This is a genomic window from Pectobacterium aroidearum (assembly GCF_015689195.1).
GTDB lineage: Bacteria > Pseudomonadota > Gammaproteobacteria > Enterobacterales > Enterobacteriaceae > Pectobacterium > Pectobacterium aroidearum.
Map to the genome: position 1 here is coordinate 2,374,224 of NZ_CP065044.1, position 24,925 is coordinate 2,399,148.

A 24,925-nucleotide genomic window follows, 5' to 3' on the forward strand; every position below is an offset into this window, starting at 1 on the left:
CACCAGCTATTGGTTTGTGAATAAAAGGTTGGTTGTAAAATTACAAAAACCTTGCTGAGCGTCAAGCGGAATCGTGTCAATAGTTGCTGTAAGTCAAACCTATGACCAATCTTTGTGCGAAAACCGCTCGAGCCTGTAACTAAGTAACATCTAAGACTGATATGAGGGCGGAATGCATCATATAAAGCCTGTGTTGTCTCAATATGTGACGTGTATCACAATTAAATATTCATGCTAATAACATTCATAATATTAGGCCAGAACAGCCTGTCAGGTTGTTAATTTTTTGTTATAATCAATGATTAATTGAATTGATAACACCCGCTGTGAGACTTCCATGACTAACGACTCTGCTTCGCGTACCCCGTCCGATAACACAGAACTGACAGAGATGCAGCGCTATGTCACCCAGCAACGCGGTACGGAACCTGCGTTTTCAGGCAAACTGCTGCATAACAAGCGCACCGGCGTTTACCATTGCCTGTGCTGCCAGGCGCCGCTGTTTTACTCCGATAGCAAATATGACTCCGGTTGCGGCTGGCCTAGCTTCGATCAACCCGTCTCCTCAGAGGCTGTACGCTATCTGGAAGATGATTCACACAATATGCGCCGTATCGAGATCCGCTGTGGGCAGTGTGATGCGCATCTGGGCCACGTTTTCCCTGATGGCCCGAAAACCACCGGCGAGCGCTACTGCGTGAATTCAGCGTCGCTGAGCTTCATTGATGACGTTGATGGCGAGCGCGTTGACGGGTAATCTGTGTGATGAATAGGGCGCGGTAGGCTGATATTACATAGCTTTAAACGATTCAGCTATCAGGTGTTCCTGTAACTACCTGTGCCGCTGTCAATAACAGAACTCAGTAAGCATAACTCTGACCTTTCTCGGAGCAGAAACCGGATATGGAACTCAATGATCTGATCGACGCTATGACGCCAGAAATTTACCAGCGCTTGGTCACGGCGGTAGAACTGGGCAAATGGCCAGATGGTGTCGCGTTGACGGCTGAACAGAAAGAGAACAGCCTGCAAATGGTGATGATGTGGCAGGCTCGCCATAATGAACAGGCTGAGCACATGACGATTGGCACCAATGGCGAAATTGTGATGAAAAGCAAGCAAGAACTGAAGCGCCAGTTTAGCGGTGCTGACGCCATTATTACGTTGAAACCTGAGCATTGAAACCCGACCGTAACGTGTAAGTTGGTAGCCGCTGCCGCGATGTTGGGCGGCAGTGACGATAACTAACGCGCGGAAGGCAGTGAGGCAAGAAACTCTGTCATGTCCGTAAGCGTCGCTCCACGCTGTGCCATCTCCCGTAATGCGGATTCGCTGTCATCGGGCGAAAGATTCAGGCCGCGACAACCGTCCACCAATACTTCGGTGTGATAACCCAGAGCAATTGCATCCCACACGCTGAACTTGACGCAATAATCTGTCGCCAGCCCCAGAATGGTCAAATGGGTGATGTGGTTGGCGTGTAGCCAGTCATCCAATTCGGTTTTTACTCGATGTCCGTTATCGAAAAAAGCGCTATAGCTATCGATCTCCGGCTGAGTCCCTTTTTGTATGATCCATTGAATAGCAGACTGATTAAGTGCAGGATGGAAATCAGCGCCTGTCGTTCCCTGCACGCAATGAATCGGCCACCAGATCTGCGGCCATCCGTTTAGTTCGCCGATTTCTCCGATCTTGGTATTCGCATTCACGGCAAAGCAACCGTGGTTCTCGGGGTGCCAATCTTGAGTAGCGATCACGGTGACGCCCGCAGCCATGCAGGCTTCAATCGCGCGGTTGGCAACCGCAATGACGCGATCACCTTCGTCAACGGCTAATGCGCCGCCGGGACAAAAATCATTTTGTAAATCAACTAATAGCAATGCTTTTTTCATTACCTACTCCGTGATTGACTCAATCTTTATCGCTCAATTCTCCATGCAGGTTCTGCTGCATTAAATGGCGAATTTCATCGGCGCTTAAATCCTGCTGGCTCAATAAGTAATGCAGTTTGGTTAATGCGGCTTCAACGGTCATATCAAAGCCACTGATCACTCCCGCATGCGCCAGCGCATTGCCTGTCGCATAGCCGCCCATATTCACACGCCCGGAAATGCACTGCGTCAGGTTGACGACCACAATGCCGCGCGCGGAGGCTTCACGTAATTCGTGCAGCAAGCCGGGACTTTGCGGTGCGTTACCAACGCCGTAGGAGCGCAGGATGAGCGCCTTCACCGGTTGGCGAAGGAAATTACTGATGACATCGGCAGAAATGCCGGGATAAATCGTAATCACCCCGATAGGCTGTGGCGTAATGTGATGCACTTTCAGCGGCGGGCAGTTGTTGCATTCTACGGTGGGTGCCAGCCGACGAATATGGATACCCGCTTCCAGCAGTGGCGGGTAATTAGGGGAGGCGAAAGCATCAAAACCATCCGCATGAGCTTTGGTGGTGCGATTGCCGCGTAGCAGTTTGTTATTGAAGAAGAGGGCAACTTCATTAATCGGATGATTAGCGGCAACGTATAGCGCGTTCAGCAGGTTGGTCTGGCCGTCCGAGCGCAATTCCGCTAATGGAATTTGTGACCCTGTCACGATAACCGGCTTGGCCAGATTTTCCAGCATAAATGAGAGCGCAGAGGCGGTGAACGCCATCGTGTCAGTACCATGCAGAATCACGAAACCGTCGTAATCATCGTAGTGGTCTTGAATATCGTCCGCGATGGATTGCCAGTCTGCTGGCGTCATGTCGGACGAATCGATCAGCGGTTCATATTCATGAATCGTAAACGATGGCATCTCTTCGCGATGGAATTCGGGCATTTTTGCCAACTGCTGCTGTAAATGACCGGATACCGGTACATAGCCATTCGCAGATCGCTGCATGCCGATGGTGCCGCCCGTGTAGGCGACATAAATGGATTTCTTTCGCATGGTGGTGTGAGTAAGGATTAAACCAAGAATTATAGAGGGAAAAATAGCCCGATAATACTATCATAAGCAATGACTATTACCGGGCTATACCCGTCATACTTCAAGCTGCTTGTGCGTTGGCAATACTCGGCTCATTTCTGAGCCTCGCCCTGAAGGGCCGCCGCAAGCGGCGTTCAAATCGGCTAAGCCGATTTGTCCTTACTTACCCCAGTCACTTACTGGTGTAAGCTCCTGGGGATTCGTTCGGTTGCCGCGTTACAAGGCCCATAAATGAGCCTTGCCCTAGAGGGTCAACGCTTTGGCGTTGTTCAAAACGCTAGCGTTTTGTCACGCAACTCGAATTATTTAGGGTATATATGTGCGCTTACTGTAAACGCTACCGGACTTCTCCGCAGTTAAGGCAAAATGCGTACCGGTTCTGCGGGTCGTTCAGGTTATTCATGATAGACGGCTGTGCCCGCACGACCTCCGCCAGCTGTGCGACCGGTGCCGGCAACATAGACTGAACGGCAACGGGCAGCAGGGCGTAAACGGAAGCGTTCACCTGATTCAGCATGGTGTCGAGCAGGCCGGGTTGTTCGGCATACCAGTTCAATTGATATTGTCCCAGTTTGGCCAACTCAGCGGCTTTCTTCACGGCGTCATCAAAATCACCGATCTGATCGACCAGACCATTTTCTTTCGCATCGCTACCGACCCAAACGTGACCTTGCGCGATCTGATCGATTTGCTCCGGCGTTTTCTTACGTGCCTGTGCCACGATATCGATAAAGTTCTTATAGCCGCGTTCAATACTCAACTGCATCATCTGCGAGAATTCAGGTGGCAGGGATTTGGTAATCGACAGATCGGCCAGTGGGGAGGTGGCAACGCCATCCGTATGGACGCCAAGGCTTTCCAGCGAGTTTTCGAACGTGGTAATCACGCCAAAAATGCCGATAGAGCCTGTCAGCGTACTGGCGCTGGAGATGATCGCGTTTGCTGGCGTTGAGATCCAGTAGCCACCCGATGCTGCCATACCGCCCATAGATACCACGATCGGTTTGCCCGCCAGACGGAGTGCCATCAGTTCCGAGCGAATCAGCTCCGACGCAGTGACGCTACCACCGGGGCTATTGACGCGCAGTACCAGTGCCTTGACTTTAGGATCGAGGCGTGCGGCACGAATTTGCGCTGCTGTGGTATCGCCACCGACCATTCCCGGAGTTTCCGGCCCGTCAATGATTGCACCATTAGCAAACACAACCGCGATCTGGTTGTTGTTTTGCACTGGCGGTTTGACGACGTAATCGTAGATGCTGACGAAGTTAAAATTGTTTTTCTGACTATTCCAACCGAACGCTTTAACCAGCGACTGTTCGGTCATGGAACGTGATGCCACTTCATCAACCAGTTTGTTGTCCAGTGCATAGCGTGCGGTATCGCCCTGAACGGACTGTAAGCCTGCAATGATACCCGCAGCACCAGGGAAAAGTTGCTGAGGCGTAATCTGGCGGTTAGCGGAAACTGTATTTAAATACTGTTGCCACAGCGCATTAATCCAACGACCATCGGCATCGCGCGCCGCAGGGGACATATCGTCACGCAGATACGGTTCAACGGCTGACTTATAGGTGCCCACACGGAAGATATTGGTGGTCACTTTCAGTTTGTCGAGCATGGATTTGAAGTAGAGATTGTTGGTCGCAAAACCGTGCAGATCGACGCTACCTTGTGGCGTCAATGACACCGTATTGGCAAAACTGGCCAAATAATATTGAGACTGGTTGTAGCTGTCGCCGACTGCATAAATGGGTTTACCGCTATCGCGGAATTCGCGCAGCGCCTTACCAATATATTGTAAGGACGGTTGATCGGCACCAGTGAAGTCGCTGAGATCCAGCACCATTCCTGTGATGTTGTCGTCGCTTTTTGCCTGACGAATACTGTCGACGATATCAAACAGTGAATTTTCCTGACGACGGTTGTTCGATGCGCCGAAGAATTCGCGCCCTAATTGGCGCAGTTTGTTATTGACGGTGGGTTGATCAACGACCACACCCGTTAGATCGACCAGCAGCGCACCCTTCGTGGCTGCTTCCGGCGTTGTTTTTACCTGTGAGTAGATCCCAACGCCAACCAGAATCAGGGCGATAAGGAAAATATTGAGAATAAATTCTCTGATAAAATTAAGCAGACGCCATGTCCACTTAAAAAATCCACTAAAAATTCGCCACAATGTGCGCATGATATCTCCATGAACGGGTAAACAACGTGTGCTCTACGTCCTTCAACTCGCCCTTTGGCAAGTGATGAAGCACAAGGCGTGATAGTATCCTAATGAGCGGACAGTAAAAAGTCAGCATTAAATCGCCGCGGAGGCGCGCCCTGTCGGGGTTATCTTGTAACAAAACTTCTACTTGTGCTAACGTGGCGCGCAACGTTGCCGTACCCCTGTTTTTACCGTAAACATCGTTTTAGCGTAAATAGTGCTTCTACCGTAGAAATAGGGTGTATCGCAGAAATTATATTGCCATACAGGAGATGTGCGATGGATGCTCTTGAATTGCTATTGAATCGTCGTTCGGCCTCGCGCCTGACCGCGCCAGCACCGACGGGTGACGCATTGAATAACATTATCCACGCGGGTATGCGTGCGCCGGATCATGGTGCCATGCAGCCGTGGCGCTTTTTTATGATCGAAAATGACGGTCTGGATCGTTTTAGTTCGCTACTGACTCGTGCGGCGCAGCAGGAAGGGCTGGATGACGCCGGTATCGATAAGGCACGTCAGGCTCCTTATCGCGCCCCGCTGATTATTACCGTTGTCGCGCATTGTGAAGAGAACCCGAAAGTCCCGCTTTGGGAGCAAATTGTCTCCGCTGGCTGTGCCGTTCAGGCTATGCAAATGGCTGCATTGGCTCAGGGCTTTAACGGTATCTGGCGTAGCGGTGCCTGGACGCACAATGCGCTGGTACGCGAAGCGTTCAACTGTCGTGAACAGGATGAAATTGTCGGTTTCCTCTATCTTGGGACGCCACAGCTCAAAGCCTCGACTACGGTCACGCCGCTTGATACTGACACGTTTGTTCACTACTTCTGATTGCCATCTTTTGAAGAATATCGATTTCCCACCCGTTTTACAGCGTGCTTTCCCGCGAATTACGCGGGAAATGCCTAGCCTGTGTGCGATAGGGTGAATAATGCGACTTTTTATTGCCGAAAAGCCCAGCCTTGCGCGGGCGATTGCAGACGTGTTACCCAAACCGCATCGACGCGGCGATGGCTTTATTGCCTGCGGCCAGAATGATGTCGTGACGTGGTGCGTAGGACACCTGCTGGAGCAGGCGCAGCCGGATGTTTATGATGCGCGCTACGCCCGGTGGTCTCTTGCCGATTTACCTATCATTCCTCAGAAATGGCTGCTGCAACCGCGTCCCTCGGTCAGTAAGCAGCTGAACACCATAAAAAAACTCCTGAATGATGCCAGCGAAGTGATTCACGCGGGAGATCCCGATCGTGAAGGGCAACTGCTGGTGGATGAGGTGCTGGAATATCTGGCTCTGCCGGAAGAAAAACGCCAGCAGGTGCGTCGTTGCCTGATCAACGATCTCAACCCACAAGCGGTAGAGCGCGCGGTTTCTCGTTTGCGTGAGAACCGAGAGTTCATTCCTTTGTGCGTGTCGGCACTGGCGCGTTCCCGTGCGGATTGGCTCTACGGCATAAACATGACCCGTGCCTATACGCTATTAGGACGCAATGCTGGCTATGATGGCGTGTTGTCGGTTGGCCGCGTGCAAACGCCGGTGCTGGGACTGGTGGTGCGGCGGGATGAAGAAATCGAAAACTTCGTTCCCAAAGATTACTTTGAAGTGAAAGCCCATATCGTGACGCCTGCCGATGAGCGCTTTGTCGCACTCTGGCAGCCCAGCGAATCCTGTGAACCTTATCAGGATGAAGAAGGGCGGTTATTGCATCGTTCTCTGGCAGAACATGTCGTCAAACGTATTGAAGGCCAGCCCGCGTTTGTCACCAGCTATAATGATAAACGGGAATCGGAAACTGCGCCGCTACCTTATTCGCTGTCGACACTACAGATCGAAGCGGCGAAGCGTTTCGGGCTGAGTGCTCAACAAGTGCTGGATGTGTGCCAGAAACTCTATGAAACCCATAAGCTGATCACCTATCCGCGTTCTGATTGCCGCTATCTGCCCGAGGAACATTTTGCCGGGCGTCATGCCGTCTTAAACGCGATATCCGTACACCAGCCCGATCTGCTGCCACAGCCGGTTATGGATGTGGATCGACGCAACCGTTGCTGGGACGATGGTAAGGTCGATGCTCACCACGCAATTATTCCTACCGCTCGTAGCGCAAGCGCCTCGCTGACGGAAAATGAGCGTAAAGTGTATGGTTTAGTTGCGCGGCAATACATCATGCAATTTTGCCCAGACGCCGTGTTCCGCAAGTGTGTCATTGAACTGGATATTGCGGGGGGTAAATTTATTGCCAAAGCGCGGTTCCTGGCCGAAGCCGGATGGCGCACGCTGCTGGGCGGTAAAGAACGCGACGAAGAAAACGAAGGCATGCCGTTGCCTGTGGTGGCAAAAGGTGATGAGCTACTATGTGAACGCGGTGAAGTCGTTGAGCGCCAAACGCAGCCGCCACGACCGTTTACCGATGCGACGTTGCTGTCGGCGATGACAGGGATCGCGCGTTTTGTGCAGGATAAAGAACTGAAGAAAATCCTGCGGGCGACCGATGGATTAGGCACAGAGGCGACGCGAGCAGGTATCATCGAATTATTATTTAAACGGACGTTTCTGTTTAAGAAAGCGCGCTATATTCACGCGAGTGAAGCGGGACGGGCGTTGATTCACTCACTGCCTGCCAGTGCAGCACACCCAGACATGACGGCGCACTGGGAAGCCACGTTGACGCAAATCAGCGAGAAGAAATGCCGCTATCAGGATTTTATGCAGCCGCTGACCCATTCCTTGCAGGAGTTGATTCAGCAGGCCAAACAAAACGGCGCGGTGAGAGCGTTTAAAGGGCTTTCTGCGCAGCAGTCGGGTGCCGCAAAACGGCGCAAGCCTCAGACTAAAAAAGCGAAGGAGCAGGAGCAATGAAATCGTTAGTGTCTTTGTGTTTCGCCAGTGTGATACTGGTGCTGCCCACGCTGGCACAGGCTAATCGCGGCGGAACGGATATTGTGGTTCCCGTGCCACCGGAAGTGTGGGGCGCGGGTACGACGGTGCGGGAGCAAAATAACAACTGCCTGCGCTGTTGTGTGTATGAGAACCGTAACTATTCTGAAGGTGCGGTGCTAAAGGTTGAAGGCGTGATTCTGCAATGCGTGCGGGACAAACAAACGCTGGGAACCAACAACCTGATATGGCAGGTGGTTAAGCAATAACGGAGCGATAAGAGAGTATTACGCTTAATCTTCCCACTGCTTTTTATCCCCGCTGCGATTTGATGCGCTGCGGGGATATTGTTTTTACCGCGTACTGTTTGTTACCACGTACTGTTTGTTACCACGCACTGCCTTTACAACGTACGCTTTCTACAGAGCAATCTGTTTCTATAGCGCAAATTGTGCCCAAATTGGCGCATGGTCAGACGGTTTTTCCATTCCACGAATATCGTAGTCAATACCGGTAGCAACACAGCGGTCGGCCAGGAAGTTGCTGGCGAGAATCAGGTCGATACGCAGGCCGCGGTTGTCATCGAACCCGGCTGAGCGGTAATCAAACCACGAAAAACGATCGTTGCTCTCTGGGTTGGCGGCACGGAAAGTGTCAATCAGTCCCCAGCCTTGCAAACGCGCCATCCATTCACGTTCTTCCGGTAGGAAAGAACATTTACCCGTGCGTAACCAGCGCTTGCGATTCTCTTCGCCAATGCCGATATCCAGATCGGTGGGGCTGATATTGACATCGCCCATCACGATCAGCGGTTGTGTGGCGCTGTGGTGCTGTTCCAGATAGGTTTGCAAATCCTGATAGAAACGCGTCTTCGCGGGGAATTTCACTGGATGATCACGGCTTTCTCCCTGTGGAAAATATCCGTTAACGATTGTGAAGGTGCCATGTTCAGTGGCGAAATCCGCCATAATGATTCGGCGCTGCGCATCGTCTTCATCCGTTGGGAAACCACGACGCACCGCAATCGGCTGCGTTTTACACAGCAGGGCGACGCCGTAGTGTCCTTTTTGCCCATGATAATAAACGTGGTAGCCGTACTGGCTGACATCCTCTAACGGAAACATGTCATCGTGGACTTTTGTTTCCTGCAACCCGATCACATCTGGCTGGTGTTGTTCGATAATGGCGGCCAACTGATGAGGGCGCGCCCGCAGACCATTGATATTAAAAGATACAACTTTCATGTTCGCTGCCATTCGCTAAAAAATGTGACCAGATGGTAGCAGAAAATGAGGTATGCCGTCACGGCGAGGCGAGGCTTTAGGCTGTCGTTAATGAACGTATTGCCGTTGCTCCAGAGGCGGTTAGCGCAGATGAGAATCGTTGAAAATAAGATTCACTTATATTCAGTTGAACCTAAGCCTTGTCGGCCGTTATACTCCGCACCTCGCAGGAGAGAGGGCACATAGTATAAGTAATACTATAACGCTCCGCCGAAGGCGCAAACTCCCATAATCGCTCAGGCTACCCTAACTGCGAATTCTATTGAAGCCAACTGGAGAGAGGTTGCAATGCAACCCACCGAAGGGGCAAGCAGCACGGCTGCGTAAACTCTCAGGTAAAGCGGACAGAGGGAGTGGCACATTTCACAGGATAACTTGTGTGCTGACTTACATCTATCTGATCGCGATTACGGCAGAGGGGATGTCCGGGGCGCTGGCCGCTGGACGTCGTAATATGGATATTTTTGGCGTAGGCATGATTGCCTTTATCACCGCGCTTGGCGGTGGCACCGTTCGCGATATTCTCCTCGGTAATTATCCCATCGGCTGGACGCAGCATCCCGGCTATATCTATCTCACCATTGGTGCGGGTCTTTTCACAATTATCATTGCACGCTTTATGCACCATTTGCATCGCCTCTTTCTGGTTCTTGATGCGATGGGGCTCATCGCCTTCACCATTATTGGCTGCAATGTGGCGTTGAAGCTGAATTATTCGATGACGGTGGTGGTCATGGCGGGCATCGTAACCGGGATTTTTGGTGGAATATTGCGTGATATTTTCTGCAACCGCACACCAATGGTATTGAAGAAAGAGCTGTACGCCAGTGTCTCGCTTTTAGTCGCACTTTTATATTTGGGGCTCAAGTCGCTTAACATCAACCACGATATTAACCTGCTGGCGTCATTCACTATTGGTTTGGCGGTGCGTCTGGCCGCAATTCGCTGGTCATGGCAACTCCCGGTGTTCTCTTATGTTCCTGGGCGCTGGAAAGGCAAAGTGTAAGGCTATCTTTTTCCCCATCGTCTATGTTGCGCTGACTAGCTGTGCGTATGGCGGTGGGGTAAATAACGCTGAGGGTTGCTCAAAACCGTGCCGGTTTTGTCGAACCTTGGTCGAAGGTTCTTACCTTCCCCCTGACGGGAATCTGATGCTTTGGCGTTGGGAGGTAATTCAGAAGTACAGCTTTGAAATGGTGGTGGGGGAAGGATAATTCGGTGCTTCGCACCTCACCCTTCGGGTCAACGCTGCGCGTTGCTCAAAACCGTGCCGGTTTTGTCGAACCTTGGTCGAAGGTTCTTACCTTCCCCTGACGGGAATCTGGTGCTTTAGTGTAGGGGGATAGTTCAGAAGTACTACTTTGAAATGGTGGTGGGGGAAGGATAATTCGGTGCTTCGCACCTCACCCTTCGGGTCAACGCTGCGCGTTGCTCAAAATCGTGCCGGTTTTGTCGAACCTTGGTCGAAGGTTCTTACCTTCCCCTGACGGGAATTTGATATTTTGGCGTTGGGATGTAATTCAGAAGTACAACTTTGGAATGGTGGTGGGGGAAGGATTCGAACCTTCGAAGTCTGTGACGGCAGATTTACAGTCTGCTCCCTTTGGCCGCTCGGGAACCCCACCACTGGCCTTGCTGCAAGAGGCTTTCGCTTCAAGCGGGGCGCATCATATCAAATGCCACGCCCCTGTAAAGCGGTATATATCAAAAATAAATGCGCTTGCCGTTTTTTTATTCCGTTCGGCGCATCCTTATACAAAAAGATGCCCGATCAACCAATTACAGAATAATAGTACGATTGCCGTAGACAAAAACACGCTGCGCCAGCACGCGATACAACGCACGGCTCAGAACATTTTTCTCAACGTCACGGCCTGCGCGCATCATGTCATCTGCTGAGTATGTATGGTCGACGTGAATAACGTCCTGCATGATAATCGGGCCTTCATCCAGATTATCGTTAACGTAGTGTGCCGTCGCGCCAATGATTTTTACACCGCGTTCGTATGCCTGATGGTACGGTCGGGCACCGATAAAGGCGGGTAAGAACGAATGGTGGATGTTGATCACTTGATTCGGATAGTGCTGAACAAACGCCGGTGTCAGTACTCGCATGTATTTCGCCAGCACGACGTAATCGGGTTTATATTGATCGATCTGCGCGATCATCTGTTGATCGTGCTCTTCGCGAGTTAACCCTTCATGGCTGACCAGGTGGAACGGAATATCAAACCGCTCGACCAGCGTCTGCAAGGTATCGTGGTTGCCGATGACGGCAGCGATTTCGACATCCAGGCCGCCATAAGCGCTTTTCATCAACAGATCGCCCAGACAATGGGCTTCTTTTGTCACCAGTACGACGATACGACGACGACCTGCGGCGGTTAATTCGCGAGAAGAGCCTTCAGGAAGTGCGCTATCCAGATCGGCTAACAATGTGGTGTCGTTGAAAATCCCTTCCAACTCGGTCCGCATGAAAAAGCGGCCAGTACGATGATCGACAAACTCATTGTTTTGCACGATGTTCAGTTCGTGCTTGTAACAAATATTCGTAATTTTTGCGATGAGCCCTTTTGCATCGGGGCAAATGGTTCGTAATACTTTTCTTTGTATGTTTTGGGATTGCATGAGCGTGTGGATCCTGTCCAAAAACTAAAATAACGATTTTGTGGTATCGCAGCGATAAAGCCGCGTGGGCGACTGCCTGTGTTCTATTGTCCGCAGCACTTTTTGTATTTTTTGCCGGAATCGCACGGGCAAGGTTCATTTCTGCCTGTCTGCACATGAACGCCGTCTATATAGTACCAGCGATTATGCTGGCGAAGGAAGCGTGAGCGTTCTCGCATGACTTCTGTTCGCTGGCTGTCTGTTTCTGAGATATAACGTGCGGCGAATTCCACATATCCCTCATCGGGCGTTTTTCCGGGAGACGTTGCCAGTATAGTGAGCCCGAGCCACTGCGAGTTCTGGCAGCTTTCAGCGAGAGACGCGCGCCATTTCTCGGGCTGGAGATCGGGATGCCAGGTGGCGATAAGGTAATCGACATCGTGTTTGACATAGGCGGTATAGCGCGATCGCATCAATACGGCGGGTTCAGCCGCTGTTGCGGCATGCGTGAGGTAGGGTTGACAGCATGCGTTATACTGCAATCCACTGCAACAGGGGCAAGATTCTGACACGATGTCTCCTGAAGAAAATTTAAGATAAAAACTGATAGATAATAAACAGATCCCTATGCAGGATGCCGATATGTTACCTAAGAAACTCTACGTGTAGCAATGTGCGCTAAAATGAAGACGGGTGGTTCGATCATGCAGCGGAAAAAAATTGGAGTCGCCTTGGGATCCGGGGCAGCGAAGGGATGGGCGCATATTGGTGTGTTTAATGCGTTAACAGAAATGGGCATTGCGGTTGATGTTGTAGCCGGTTGTTCTATCGGCGCGCTGGTCGGGGCGGCGTATGCCACCAACAATTTAGCCTCAATGGATCGCTGGGTGAGGGCGTTTGGCTATTGGGACGTGATTCGACTGATGGATCTCTCCTGGCAGCGCGGAAGCTTATTGCGCGGCGATCGTGTCTTCAATAGTGTGAAGCATTTGCTTCCGACAACACAGATTGAAGACTGTGATATCAAATATGGCGTGGTGACGACAAATCTGAGTACAGGACGTGAGCTCTGGCTGACAGAAGGCGATTTACATCAGGCTATGCGCGCATCTTGCAGCATGCCTGGCCTGTTATCCCCCGTTCGATTTAACGATTACTGGCTGGTGGATGGCGCGGTGGTTAACCCTGTTCCTGTTTCTCTGGCACGGGCTATGGGCGCTGACATTGTGATTGCAGTTGATCTCCAGCACGACGCCAGTCTGAATCACCAGAATTTGCTGTCAATAAAACCGACGGAGTCGGACATTGATGCGGAAAATGTCCCGCAAGATTGGCGTAGCAGAATTCGTGAACGTTTACTGCGAGGCCGCCGTCAGCCAACAGAAAGTTCGCCAACGGCGATGGAGATCATGAGCACATCGATCCAGATTCTGGAAAATCGGTTGAAGATGACCCGGATGGCAGGCGATCCGCCTGATGTACTACTGCAACCGTATTGTCCTCAGATCGCGACCTTGGATTTTCATCGCGCACAGGAAGCGATTGAAGCAGGCTATAAGGCAGTAGAAAAGATGCGTGATGAATTGTTGCCGCTCGCAAAAGAAGCGTAACGAAGAACGTCATGGTGCAAAGAGCGCATGTTGTTGAGAGCACATGTCGTTAAAAATGCGTAAGTATGCCGTCTATCTGGCATGTTAGCGCTAAAGCAGGTGTGATTATTCGGGGTTTGAAGTAAGGGGTACTGATGGAACAACCACTAGCGGGTAAGCATATTTTAGTCATTGATGACGAGGCCGTTTTTCGATCTGTGCTCGCTGGTTATCTGACTTCTCTTGGGGCTTCAGTTCAGGAAGCGATTAATGGATTAGATGCGCTAAGTATTCTCGAACACTATCAACCCGATTTAATGATTTGCGACCTGAAGATGCCGACGATGGGAGGCATCGAGTTTCTTGAACGCCTGCGTTTGAAAGATAACGATACGCCGATACTGATTATTTCTGCAACCAGTCAGATGGCGGACATTGCCAAAGTCTTGCGTCTTGGTGTTCAGGATGTGTTGCTGAAACCGATTCGTGATTATGCCCGCTTGCGTGAAGCCGTAATGTCCTGCTTGTATCCTGATATGTTCACTTCACAGCTGAATGAGATGGATCAACTGATGCAGGACATGGATTCCCTCAATCAATCACCTGAAGCGGTCACCAAACTGCTTGCCCAGCTACAGCCTCCCGTGCAGCAAACACTCGCTCATTGCCGTGTTAACTACCGCCAATTGACGGCAGCGGAGCATCCTGGACTGGTGTTGGATATTGCCGCACTTTCGGAGACGGAGTTGGCGTTCTATTGTCTGGATGTCACTCAGGGTGTCAATAACAATGGTACGCTTGCAGCCTTACTGCTGCGAACGTTGTTCAATGGGCTGCTTCAGGAGCATTTAGCCGATCAGCAACACCGTTTGCCGTATCTGCCGACGCTATTAAAGCAGGTCAACCAGTTGCTGCGTCAGGCGAGTCTGGATGGACGTTTTCCTTTGCTGGTGGGTTATTACCATCGACAGTTAAAACAACTGATACTGATTTCTGCTGGGCTAAACGCGACGCTGAATGTTAACGAACAGCAGATAGCCCTAAATAGCGGTATCCCTTTAGGCACGCTTGAAGGAGCTTATCTCAACCAACTGAATTATCAGTGTGAAGCATGGCAATGCCAGATATGGGGTGGCGGTGGCCGATTACGGCTTATGTTGACGGCAGAATAGTCCGATAGCGCAGGGCTGTACGGATTTAAGGCCATCCCCATCTTTCGGTATTATTTTTTATTCCCTACTATGTAGGGAGTTATCTTATTTTTATTGAGTAGTAATGTTGGGACAAGCGTACTCTTGTTAAAGTCGTTATACTCTTTCGGTTATCTTGATTAGATAAATAAAGTTCATTATTTGAGCGGTATATAAGAGGCTGTTTATGTCTATTGTGAATAAAAAAGTAAAAAAAGCGGTCATACCGGTTGCTGGATTAGGGACGCGTATGCTGCCTGCCACCAAAGCCATTCCTAAAGAAATGTTGCCGTTGGTAGATAAACCGCTGATCCAATATGTTGTTAATGAGTGTATCGCTGCGGGGATTAATGAAATTATTCTGGTTACACACTCTTCTAAGAATTCTATCGAAAACCATTTCGATACCAGTTTTGAGCTGGAAGCCATACTAGAAAAACGCGTTAAACGTCAGCTGTTGGAAGAAGTTCAATCTATCTGTCCTAAACACGTCACCATTATGCAAGTGCGTCAGGGATTAGCTAAAGGGCTGGGCCATGCCGTATTGTGCGCGCACCCGTTAGTGGGAGATGAACCCGTCGCAGTTATTCTGCCGGATGTGATTATTGATGAATATGCATCCGATCTGAAGAAAGATAACCTGAGCGAAATGTTGCAACGTTTTTCTACTACAGGTCACAGCCAGATTATGGTCGAGCCGGTTGAAAATGTAAGCAGCTATGGCGTGGTTGATTGCAAAGGCGTGGAATTAAAAGCAGGGGATAGTGCACCTATGGTGGGCGTGGTTGAAAAACCGAAAGCTTCCGAGGCACCGTCTAATTTAGCCGTCGTTGGCCGTTATGTACTCTCTGCGGATATTTGGTCTCTGCTGGAGAAAACACCGCCGGGCGCTGGCAATGAAATTCAGTTAACCGATGCCATCGCAATGTTGATGGAAAAAGAGACGGTAGAAGCCTATCACCTGAAAGGCGTGAGCCATGACTGTGGTAATAAATTAGGCTATATGCAGGCATTCGTGGAATATGGTTTGCGCCATGACGGTTTAGGTCAGGAATTTGCGCAATGGCTGCAGGAAACGATTGAAGCAGAAGAAAAATAACAGAATGTAATGATTGCTCTCTGTTTACAAAAACAGAGAGCAGCTAAAAACGGCGGCATATACCAAAGAAAAACCCCCGATAGTCATCGGGGGTTTTTTTAGTATTCAGTACTTATAAACAATTACAGCAGGAAATCGTCTAAAGATTTACCTTGCTCTTCGATTGCTTTCTTGATTACTGCCGGTGTACGACCCTGGCCAGTCCAGGTTTTAACTTCGCCGTTTTCGTCAGTGTATTGATATTTTGCCGGACGGGCTGCTCGTTTGCTTTTACCTGCAACTTTCACTGAACCTAAAGACTGTAATAATTCGTTAGGGTCAATACCGTCGGCAATCAGCATATCGCGATATTGCTGCAATTTACGCGCACGTTCTTCAACTTCAGCCTGAACCTGGCTATCTTCTTCGCGGCGTTCATTAACCACGACTTCCAGTTTTTCCAGCATTTCTTCCAAAGTATCCAGGGTACATTCTCTTGCCTGGGCACGCAGAGTACGGATGTTGTTAAGAATCTTTAGTGCTTCGCTCATTGTGATAATCTCAAATTAATATTATTGGTGGCGTGTAGTGTGATAATAGAGTGCTATTTTCCTTTCTGCAATAGTCAAATTTGTAAGTTTGTTAAAAAACCTCATTTTTAAAACAGAACTCACATCGTATGTTACATAAATATAAATACTTTCCTGTTATCAAAAAAATACATTTGGTATACCGTTTTTCTCTCTCAAACGACAGAGAATGGCTTATTGATGCCGCGTCGTTGTTATAAGGAATGTTTATATCTTTTATCGTAACAGGCCGCCGCTGGTGGGCATATGGACAAAATATGGTCTGGGAATAGCCCATTGCACAGCGTGAAGACGAGTTGTTACAATAAGTTTTTACGACACGAAGATCATATACTCCAAATAATTCGAGTTTCAGGCGGGCGGCAAGAGAAGGACAAATTCGTCGGAAACGAATTTAACCAGCCAACGGCTGGCGTCCGGTGAGAGACAGGATGCCTCTCATTTAATCTCGATGAGCTTACACAGGTAAGTGATTCGGGTGAGTGAATGTAGCCAACGCACATGCAACTTGAAGTATGACGAGTATATAGCCTGCCTTTTGGAGTAGCTGAGTGGCCCAACTTTATTTTTATTATTCTGCAATGAATGCAGGGAAATCGACGGCGCTATTGCAGTCATCATATAACTACCAGGAGCGCGGGATGCGTACGCTGGTGTTCACTGCTGAAATAGATAATCGGCACGGTGTGGGGATTGTAAGTTCACGAATCGGCCTTTCTTCTCCGGCATTATTGTTTAATCCGCAGACATCCTTATTTGGATTGCTGGAGAAAGAGCACCGTGCTCAGCCCGTAGATTGTGTATTAATTGATGAATGTCAATTTTTAACCCGCGAGCAGGTGAGCGAGCTTTCCGATGTTGTGGACCAATTAGACATCCCGGTATTGTGCTACGGGTTGCGTACTGATTTTCGCGGTGATTTGTTTTCCGGGAGTCACTATTTATTAGCATGGGCAGATAAGCTGATTGAGTTAAAAACGGTCTGCCATTGTGGCCGTAAAGCTAACTGCGTATTGCGATTAGATGCGCAAGGTAATGCCGTCCACGAAGGGGAGCAGGTCGTTATTGGCGGCAATGAGAGCTATGTTTCCGTGTGTCGTAAACATTATAAAATTGCGCTGGGATTAACCCGTAAGGAAAGTGAGTAAGGCGGTTAAATATCCGACTGGCGGACGAGTAATACACGGCGTATTGATGTGCGTGAGTAATAAAAATGCCCAACCGTTTAGGGGTTGGGCAGTACAGTGAGATAACGCGCCTTATAGAGAACTAGGCGGTTGTGGTCAGAACCTTAATGTGCAGCTTTCTTACCGGTTTTAGCGGCTTTTGCTACAGGCTCAACCACTTCTGCTTTCGCCTCTTCAGAGAACTTACGACCATAGTAAGTATCCAGCAGAATCTGTTTCAGCTCCGAAATCAGCGGGTAGCGTGGGTTAGCCCCGGTACACTGATCGTCGAATGCATCTTCTGACAGCTTATCTACCTTAGCCAGGAAATCGGCTTCCTGTACGCCAGCTTCACGAATCGAGGTGGGGATCCCCAGCTCAGTCTTCATTTCTTCCAGCCAGTTCAGCAATTTCTCGATTTTCTGCGCGGTACGATCGCTTGGTGCGGTCAAGCGCAGGTGGTCGGCTATTTCCGCGTAGCGACGGCGAGCCTGCGGACGGTCATACTGGCTGAACGTCGTCTGTTTGGTCGGGTTATCGTTCGCGTTATAACGAATCACGTTTGAGATCAACAGGGCGTTAGCCAGGCCGTGCGGGATATGGAATTCAGAGCCCAGCTTATGCGCCATGGAGTGGCAGACACCGAGGAAGGCGTTGGCAAACGCGATACCGGCAATCGTCGCGGCGTTATGCACGCGCTCACGGGCAACCGGGTTTTTCGCGCCGTCGCGGTAGCTGTCTGGCAGGTTCTCCTTCAGCAGTTTCAGCGCTTGCAACGCCTGTCCGTCTGAATATTCGTTTGCCAGTACGGAAACATAGGCTTCCAGTGAGTGTGTTACCGCATCGAGTCCACCAAACGCACACAGTGATTTCGGCATGTTCATCACCAGATTGGCATCAACAATCGCCATATCTGGCGTCAGCGCATAGTCCGCTAACGGATATTTCTGTCCGGTTGCATCGTCGGTCACCACGGCAAACGGCGTCACTTCGGAACCCGTACCGGAGGTGGTGGTAATGGCCACCATTTTGGCTTTAACGCCCATTTTCGGGAACTTGTAGATACGTTTACGAATATCCATGAAACGTAGCGCCAGCTCTTCGAAGTGTGTCGTAGGGTGTTCATACATCACCCACATGATTTTCGCCGCATCCATTGGTGAACCACCACCCAGCGCAATGATCACATCCGGTTTGAAGGAGTGCATTTGCTCGGCGCCTTTACGCACGATGCTCAGCGTTGGGTCAGCTTCAACTTCAAAGAACACTTCGGTTTCCAGCCCGTGCTGCTTCAATACTGATGTCACCTGATCGACATAGCCATTATTGAACAGGAAGCGGTCAGTTACGATAAAGGCGCGTTTTGCACCATCGGAGGCCACTTCTTCAAGCGCGATTGGCAGTGAGCCGCGACGGAAATAAATGGATTTAGGAAGTTTATGCCACAACATATTCTCTGCTCGCTTGGCTACCGTTTTCTTGTTGATCAAATGCTTCGGACCGACGTTTTCGGAGATGGAGTTTCCGCCCCAGGAGCCACAGCCCAGCGTCAGAGACGGAGCGAGTTTGAAGTTGTAGAGATCGCCGATACCCCCCTGAGACGCAGGTGTGTTAATCAGGATACGCGCGGTTTTCATCATATTGCCGAAATGATTCACGCGCTCAGGCTGATTGTCCTGATCGGTATACAGGCAGGATGTGTGACCGATGCCACCCATTGCGACCAGTTTTTCCGCTTTAATCACGGCGTCGTTGAAGTCTTTCGCACGGTACATCGCCAGCGTCGGAGACAGTTTTTCATGAGCAAATGGTTCGGACTCATCGACCGCGGTGACTTCACCGATCAGCACTTTAGTGTTGGCAGGGACGGTGATGCCCGCCATTTCTGCGATCTTCGGTGCGGGTTGACCCACGATGTCAGCATTCAGTGAACCGTTCTTCAGCAAAATACCCTGTACGGCATGCAGTTCTTTGCCTTTCAGCATGTAGCCGCCGTGGGTAGCAAAACGTTCACGCACGGCGTCATAGACGCTGTCTACGACGATGACTGATTGCTCTGACGCACAAATTACGCCGTTATCGAAAGTTTTCGACATCAGAATAGAAGCAACGGCACGTTTAATATCTGCGGTTTCGTCAATGACGACCGGCGTGTTACCTGCACCTACGCCGATTGCGGGTTTACCGGAACTGTACGCGGCCTTCACCATACCAGGGCCACCGGTAGCCAGAATCAGGTTGATATCAGGATGGTGCATAAGCTGGTTGGACAATTCAACGGAAGGCTGATCGATCCAGCCGATGATATCTTTCGGCGCACCTGCTGCAATCGCCGCTTGCAGAACAATGTCTGCGGCTTTATTGGTCGCATTTTTTGCACGCGGATGCGGAGAGAAGATAATCCCGTTACGGGTCTTCAGGCTGATCAGCGCTTTAAAAATCGCGGTAGAAGTGGGGTTGGTGGTGGGAACAATACCGCAAATCAGGCCAATAGGCTCTGCAATAGTAATCGTACCAAAAGTGTCATCAGTTGAGAGAACGCCGCAGGTTTTTTCATCCTGATAGGCGTTATAAATGTATTCAGAGGCGAAGTGGTTTTTGATGACTTTATCTTCCACGATCCCCATACCGGATTCGGCAACCGCCATTTTTGCTAGCGGAATACGTGCATCCGATGCAGCGAGTGCAGCAGCGCGGAAGATCTTGTCCACTTGTTCCTGAGTGTAAGTGGCAAATTCCTGCTGTGCCTTTCTCACTCTTTCGACCAGTGCGTTAAGTTCAGCAACGTTGGTTACGGCCATAATGCTCTCCTGATAAATGTTAAACTCTTTCAGTCAATTGTTCGCCGAATAGAACAGTATAGATAAACGAGCGGGTAGCGTTTCCGTTACCTGGCTATTCTTTTCTGCCCATTTCGCATTAATTGACTCAAAGAGCTTGTCAGCCACCGTTGTGGCGCGATTTCTGCTTTTTAAAATACTGTAACCGCCGATATCGTAAATTTTTGAAATATTGTTTTGAAAACACATCAAAATTAAGAGGATTTACGTGCTTGTTACGGTATGGAATGAGCATACCTATTTGTGGGTGCCTTTTTTGTGATCAATATCTATTTTTATTGATGCTGACACCATTCAGCAGACTGTAGATGATAACGAATATCATTAACTAGATAAAATCAACGGTTTCTCTACCTAAAATGGATCGGTAAGGAATAAACGGCGGGCGCTGAGGTGAAGTATTGTCGTGAGAAATGCCAGGGACGATTTGTTTGTGTACTGGGGATGACCTGTTCGTATAAAACGTGTTCGTATAAACAGTGCTTATATCTTAATCGGGTTAGTTATTTTGCATTGAGCCTATAAGCCTAGAGATAGGAGACCATTGTTGGGCAAGATGAGTAATGTAATTGTTAAAATAATAACATTTCTGTCAGGCAATGACGCGGACAGGTAAGCATGCATCATCATTTTTGTTCTGTGAAAATGATGAAACCCACTACGATGTTTTTTTGCGCAAAATCTATAAATTGCTGAATTTTTAAAAAATACGTGCAAATTAAAATAAAAAACATTGTTTATCATAAGGTTAATGGCTTCGTTGTTCTGTTGCATTAAAGCCTTTATCCGACTGTCGTAAAGAAAATTAAGCAACATCAATGTAAAAATATTGGCGAATGTGTCCGCTTTTGATAGCTTCGAGTTTCTGCCTGTTATTCGTTATTTACCCATAAATTAATTTTATGATTTATTTGGATAATAGGCATTCTTTTCTGCTCTATGTAACAGCGATTTTTGCGCATAGAGTCCGGTATGGCGTGGTATCAAGACAGGGGCGTTTATAAAGTGAAAATTCGCAAAACAAAACGATGCTTTGTTACCAGTATGATTGCTGCCGCAGTGATGGCGTCATGCGTGAATGTTCAGGCTGCTAATGTACCTGCCGGTGTTGAGCTGGCGAAAGAGCAGGTTCTGGTGAGAAACAATGGCGCCGAGGTGTCATCACTGGATCCGCATAAAATAGAAGGTGTACCGGAATCCAACGTAGCACGCGATTTATATGAAGGGCTGGTGATTTCCGATCCTGACGGACACCCGATTCCTGGCGTGGCTGAGCGGTGGGAAAGCAGCGATTTTAAAGTCTGGACATTCCATTTACGTAAAGACGCCAAGTGGTCAAATGGCGAACCGGTTACCGCGCAAGATTTCGTTTATAGCTGGCAGCGTCTGGCCGATCCGAAAACTGTTTCTCCTTATGCCAGTTATTTGCAATATGGTCATCTGCTGAATATTGATGACATTATCGCCAGCAAGAAATCACCTGATACGTTAGGCGTAAAAGCGCTCGACGACCATACGCTGGAAGTGACATTAAGCGAGCCAATCCCGTACTTTTATAAATTGCTGAATCACTCATCGATGTCTCCGGTCAATAAAGCGACGGTGGAGAAATTTGGTGATAAATGGACTCAGCCTGAAAACTGGGTAGGAAATGGTGCTTACCGTCTTAAATCCTGGGTCGTGAATGAACGGCTTGTGTTGGAGCGTAATAGCCAATATTGGGATAACGCCAAGACGGTGATTAATCAGGTCACCTATTTGCCGATTGCTTCTGAAGTCACGGATGTTAACCGCTATCGCGCGGGTGAAATTGATGTCACCAACAACAAACTACCCATTGAGCTATTTCAGAAGCTAAAAAAAGAAATCCCACAAGAAGTTAACATCAATCCCTACCTCTGCACTTATTATTACGAAATCAATAATCAGAAACCGCCATTTAACGATGTACGGGTGCGTACCGCTCTGCGCATGGGGCTGGATCAAGACATATTGACCAATAAAGTTAAAAATCAGGGTGATATTCCTGCCTATGGCTATATTCCTCCCTTCACGGACGGCCTGAAAGCGCATACGCCAGAGTGGTTTACCTGGCCGCAGGCGAAACGTAATGAAGAAGCGAAAAAACTGCTGGCGGAAGCGGGTTATACCGCAGAGAAGCCGCTAACGTTTAATTTGCTTTATAACTCGTCTGATTTGCATAAAAAGATGGCGATCGCGGCGGCCTCGATCTGGAAACAAAATCTGGGCGTTGACGCGAAGTTGGAAAACCAGGAGTGGAAAACCTATCTCAGCACGCGTCATCAAGGCAATTATGACGTTGCGCGTGCCGGATGGTGTGCGGACTATAACGAACCGACATCGTTCCTGAATAGTATGCTGTCAGACAGCAGTAACAACACCGCACATTATAAGAGCGCGGCGTTCGACAAGCTGATGGAGCAGGCTGTTCAGGCGAAAACGGACGATGAACGTGCACAAGTTTATCAGCAGGCCGAATCGCAGTTGGATAAAGATGCGGCGATCGTGCCGGTTTATTACTACGCGAACGCCAGGCTGATCAAACCTTATGTCGGCGGCATTACCGGTAAGGATCCTTTGGATAATATACGGGTGAAGGATCTCTATATCATTAAGCATTAATCCGCGCTGTTTACGGTTTGATGCAAATGAAGTGAGCGAGCAACGATTAATTTGGTGTTTAATCTCTGGTTACCCATTCCTGCTATGTGGGAATGGGTCGTGAGTCGAATCGATTAATCGTTTTTTCATAAGGCTCTAATTCAGGAATCGTGCTGGGATAACTAACACGGCAACATTACAGGAGAAAATAATGACACACATCACAACTAAAAAAAGAGTAGCGGCCGCTATTATCGCGGCATTGAGTAGCACGATGGCTGTTTCTGCTTTTGCCGCGACCGTTCCCGCCGGCGTGCAGTTAGCAGAAAAACAAGAGCTGGTTCGTAATAACGGCGCTGAAGTTTCCTCCCTTGACCCGCATAAAATCGAAGGCGTGCCGGAAGCCAACGTCTCGCGCGATCTGCTGGAAGGATTGGTTATTTCCGACGTTAACGGCAAAACCAGCCCGGGCGTAGCGGAAAGCTGGGATAACAAAGATTTTAAAGTGTGGACATTCCACCTGCGTAAAGATGCCAAATGGTCCAATGGTGACCCAGTTACCGCACAAGATTTCGTCTACAGCTGGCAGCGTCTGGCCGATCCAAAAACAGCATCGCCTTACGCCAGCTATCTGCAATACGGTCATCTGCTGAATATCGATGACATCATCGCCGGCAAAAAATCTCCGGATACGCTGGGCGTGAAAGCGATTGACGATCATACGTTTGAAGTCACGCTTTCTGAAGCCGTACCTTACTTCTATAAACTGCCTGTTTATGTTGCGATGTCCCCAATCAATAAAGCCGTAGTTGAAAAATTCGGTGAAAAATGGACGCAGCCGCAAAACTGGGTTGGTAATGGTGCCTACAAGCTGAAAAGCTGGGTCGTGAACGAAAAAATGGTGCTGGAGCGTAACCCGCAATATTGGGACAACGCCCATACTGTGATTAATCAAGTGACGTATTTGCCGATTGCGTCTGAAGTGACGGACGTTAACCGCTACCGCAGCGGTGAAATCGACATGACGTACAACAACCTGCCAATCGAACTCTTCCAAAAGCTGAAGAAAGAAATCCCGGATGAAGTGAAGGTTAACCCGTATCTGTGTACTTACTACTACGAAGTTAACAACCAGAAGCCGCCGTTTAACGATGTGCGCGTACGTACTGCGCTGCGTCTGGGTCTGAGCCAGGATATCCTGACCAACAAGGTGAAAAATCAGGGCGATATTCCTGCCTATGGCTTTGTACCACCGTATATCGATGGCCTGAAAGCGTCAGTGCCAGAGTGGTTCACCTGGCCACAGGCGAAACGTAACGAAGAAGCGAAAAAACTGTTGGCAGAAGCGGGTTATACCGCGGAAAAACCGCTGACGCTGAGCCTGCTGTACAACACATCCGATCTGCATAAGAAGATGGCGATTGCGGCTGCCTCTATCTGGAAACAGAATATCGGTGTGGATGTTAAGCTGGAAAATCAGGAATGGAAAACCTTCCTCAGCACCCGTCATCAGGGGACTTATGATGTCGCGCGCGCCGGATGGTGTGCGGACTATAACGAACCTTCAACCTTCCTAAACAGCATGCTGTCTGACAGCAGCAGTAACACCTCGCACTATAAGAGCAAAGAGTTTGATGCACTGGTGGCGAAATCCCTGCAGGTGAAAACCGACGAGGAGCGCGCCGCGATTTATCAGCAGGCTGAATCACAGCTGGATAAAGACGCTGTCACCATCCCAGTTTATTACTATGCGAATACCCGACTGGTGAAACCTTATGTTGGTGGATTAACGGGCAACGATCCTCAGGATAATGTTTACGTGAAAGATCTTTATATCATCAAGCACTAATAATAATGGCTGGCCGCACGCGGTTGTGCTGCCAGCCTTTTATAGGTACGAGCA

Annotated in this window: 20 protein-coding genes, 1 tRNA gene, 2 other RNA genes and 1 riboswitch; of the genes, 12 read left to right on the forward strand and 11 right to left on the reverse strand. The window is 49.3% G+C overall.

What is annotated here, in order from left to right; all coding sequences use genetic code 11:
- Window positions 1–337: 337 nt before the first annotated feature.
- Together msrB and I2D83_RS10675 are read left to right on the forward strand one after the other, a co-directional pair.
- Window positions 338–757 (forward strand): peptide-methionine (R)-S-oxide reductase MsrB, encoded by a 420-nt coding sequence (gene msrB, locus I2D83_RS10670; protein WP_015840200.1) that lies wholly within the window; start codon window positions 338–340, stop codon window positions 755–757.
- 146 nt (window positions 758–903) lie between these two features.
- A complete protein-coding gene (locus I2D83_RS10675) occupies window positions 904–1,182 on the forward strand; it encodes a YeaC family protein (RefSeq protein ID WP_015840201.1) in 279 nt (92 codons plus the stop codon).
- A gap of 62 nt (window positions 1,183–1,244) precedes the next feature.
- Here I2D83_RS10675 and pncA read toward each other — a convergent pair whose 3' ends face one another.
- The 3 genes from pncA to sppA all read right to left on the reverse strand — a co-directional run bounded on the left by pncA (window position 1,245) and on the right by sppA (window position 5,158).
- Complete coding sequence (gene pncA / locus I2D83_RS10680) at window positions 1,245–1,892, reverse strand: bifunctional nicotinamidase/pyrazinamidase (RefSeq protein ID WP_181846723.1); 648 nt, start codon at window positions 1,890–1,892, stop codon at window positions 1,245–1,247.
- A 19-nt stretch (window positions 1,893–1,911) separates the two neighbouring features.
- Window positions 1,912–2,931: an asparaginase gene (ansA, locus tag I2D83_RS10685; RefSeq protein WP_015840203.1), complete on the reverse strand. Its 1,020-nt coding sequence runs from the start codon at window positions 2,929–2,931 to the stop codon at window positions 1,912–1,914.
- Between the two features lie 376 nt (window positions 2,932–3,307).
- Window positions 3,308–5,158 carry a signal peptide peptidase SppA gene (gene sppA, locus I2D83_RS10690; RefSeq protein ID WP_205948073.1) on the reverse strand — a complete coding sequence of 617 codons (1,851 nt, stop codon included), beginning with the start codon at window positions 5,156–5,158 and terminating at the stop codon, window positions 3,308–3,310.
- 303 nt (window positions 5,159–5,461) lie between these two features.
- Between sppA and I2D83_RS10695 the strand changes: the two genes are divergently transcribed.
- From I2D83_RS10695 to I2D83_RS10705, 3 genes are all read left to right on the forward strand, one after another.
- Entirely contained in the window at window positions 5,462–6,013 is a 552-nt protein-coding gene (locus I2D83_RS10695; protein WP_181846725.1) for an NAD(P)H nitroreductase, read from the forward strand.
- Between the two features lie 100 nt (window positions 6,014–6,113).
- Window positions 6,114–8,039 carry a DNA topoisomerase III gene (locus I2D83_RS10700; protein ID WP_205948074.1) on the forward strand — a complete coding sequence of 642 codons (1,926 nt, stop codon included), beginning with the start codon at window positions 6,114–6,116 and terminating at the stop codon, window positions 8,037–8,039.
- On the forward strand, window positions 8,036–8,326 hold the full coding sequence (locus I2D83_RS10705) for a DUF1496 domain-containing protein (RefSeq protein WP_181828493.1): 291 nt from the start codon (window positions 8,036–8,038) through the stop codon (window positions 8,324–8,326). The genes I2D83_RS10700 and I2D83_RS10705 overlap by 4 nt, the downstream gene beginning before the upstream one ends.
- Before the next feature lie 168 nt (window positions 8,327–8,494).
- On the opposite strand, the gene xthA is transcribed toward I2D83_RS10705, so the two are convergent.
- The gene (gene xthA, locus I2D83_RS10710) at window positions 8,495–9,301 is read right to left on the reverse strand and encodes an exodeoxyribonuclease III (protein WP_205948075.1); all 807 of its coding nucleotides are present in this window, start codon (window positions 9,299–9,301) and stop codon (window positions 8,495–8,497) included.
- A gap of 301 nt (window positions 9,302–9,602) precedes the next feature.
- Window positions 9,603–9,698: riboswitch (glycine riboswitch) on the forward strand.
- 21 nt (window positions 9,699–9,719) lie between these two features.
- On the opposite strand from xthA, the gene I2D83_RS10715 reads away from it, so the two are divergent.
- Window positions 9,720–10,346: a trimeric intracellular cation channel family protein gene (locus I2D83_RS10715; RefSeq protein ID WP_205948076.1), complete on the forward strand. Its 627-nt coding sequence runs from the start codon at window positions 9,720–9,722 to the stop codon at window positions 10,344–10,346.
- Window positions 10,347–10,534: 188 nt separating this feature from the next.
- Here I2D83_RS10715 and I2D83_RS10720 read toward each other — a convergent pair.
- The 5 genes from I2D83_RS10720 to I2D83_RS10740 form a co-directional block, all read right to left on the reverse strand.
- A non-coding RNA gene (locus I2D83_RS10720) (RtT sRNA) lies at window positions 10,535–10,664 on the reverse strand.
- A 43-nt stretch (window positions 10,665–10,707) separates the two neighbouring features.
- Window positions 10,708–10,837, reverse strand: a non-coding RNA gene (locus I2D83_RS10725) — RtT sRNA.
- Window positions 10,838–10,880: 43 nt separating this feature from the next.
- Window positions 10,881–10,965, reverse strand: a tRNA-Tyr gene (locus tag I2D83_RS10730).
- Between the two features lie 154 nt (window positions 10,966–11,119).
- A complete protein-coding gene (purU, locus tag I2D83_RS10735; RefSeq protein WP_015840210.1) occupies window positions 11,120–11,968 on the reverse strand; it encodes a formyltetrahydrofolate deformylase in 849 nt (282 codons plus the stop codon).
- An 83-nt stretch (window positions 11,969–12,051) separates the two neighbouring features.
- Window positions 12,052–12,519 (reverse strand): YchJ family protein, encoded by a 468-nt coding sequence (locus tag I2D83_RS10740; RefSeq protein WP_015840211.1) that lies wholly within the window; start codon window positions 12,517–12,519, stop codon window positions 12,052–12,054.
- Between the two features lie 132 nt (window positions 12,520–12,651).
- On the opposite strand from I2D83_RS10740, the gene rssA reads away from it, so the two are divergent.
- From rssA to galU, 3 genes are all read left to right on the forward strand, one after another.
- Window positions 12,652–13,557: a patatin-like phospholipase RssA gene (rssA, locus tag I2D83_RS10745; RefSeq protein WP_181846729.1), complete on the forward strand. Its 906-nt coding sequence runs from the start codon at window positions 12,652–12,654 to the stop codon at window positions 13,555–13,557.
- 134 nt (window positions 13,558–13,691) lie between these two features.
- Window positions 13,692–14,708, forward strand: coding sequence for a two-component system response regulator RssB (gene rssB / locus I2D83_RS10750; protein WP_015840213.1), 1,017 nt, complete (start codon window positions 13,692–13,694; stop codon window positions 14,706–14,708).
- 205 nt (window positions 14,709–14,913) lie between these two features.
- On the forward strand, window positions 14,914–15,825 hold the full coding sequence (gene galU, locus I2D83_RS10755) for a UTP--glucose-1-phosphate uridylyltransferase GalU (RefSeq protein ID WP_015840214.1): 912 nt from the start codon (window positions 14,914–14,916) through the stop codon (window positions 15,823–15,825).
- Window positions 15,826–15,947: 122 nt separating this feature from the next.
- Here galU and hns read toward each other — a convergent pair whose 3' ends face one another.
- The gene (gene hns / locus I2D83_RS10760) at window positions 15,948–16,355 is read right to left on the reverse strand and encodes a histone-like nucleoid-structuring protein H-NS (RefSeq protein WP_015840215.1); all 408 of its coding nucleotides are present in this window, start codon (window positions 16,353–16,355) and stop codon (window positions 15,948–15,950) included.
- A gap of 590 nt (window positions 16,356–16,945) precedes the next feature.
- On the opposite strand from hns, the gene I2D83_RS10765 reads away from it, so the two are divergent.
- Window positions 16,946–17,542 (forward strand): thymidine kinase, encoded by a 597-nt coding sequence (locus I2D83_RS10765; RefSeq protein ID WP_015840216.1) that lies wholly within the window; start codon window positions 16,946–16,948, stop codon window positions 17,540–17,542.
- Between the two features lie 143 nt (window positions 17,543–17,685).
- Here the strand turns inward: I2D83_RS10765 and adhE are convergent, their stop codons facing one another.
- Entirely contained in the window at window positions 17,686–20,361 is a 2,676-nt protein-coding gene (gene adhE / locus I2D83_RS10770; RefSeq protein WP_205948077.1) for a bifunctional acetaldehyde-CoA/alcohol dehydrogenase, read from the reverse strand.
- Between the two features lie 1,083 nt (window positions 20,362–21,444).
- Between adhE and oppA (I2D83_RS10775) the strand changes: the two genes are divergently transcribed.
- Window positions 21,445–23,043, forward strand: coding sequence for an oligopeptide ABC transporter substrate-binding protein OppA (oppA, locus tag I2D83_RS10775; RefSeq protein WP_230856964.1), 1,599 nt, complete (start codon window positions 21,445–21,447; stop codon window positions 23,041–23,043).
- 190 nt (window positions 23,044–23,233) lie between these two features.
- The gene (gene oppA, locus I2D83_RS10780) at window positions 23,234–24,871 is read left to right on the forward strand and encodes an oligopeptide ABC transporter substrate-binding protein OppA (RefSeq protein ID WP_194430164.1); all 1,638 of its coding nucleotides are present in this window, start codon (window positions 23,234–23,236) and stop codon (window positions 24,869–24,871) included.
- Window positions 24,872–24,925 lie beyond the last annotated feature (54 nt).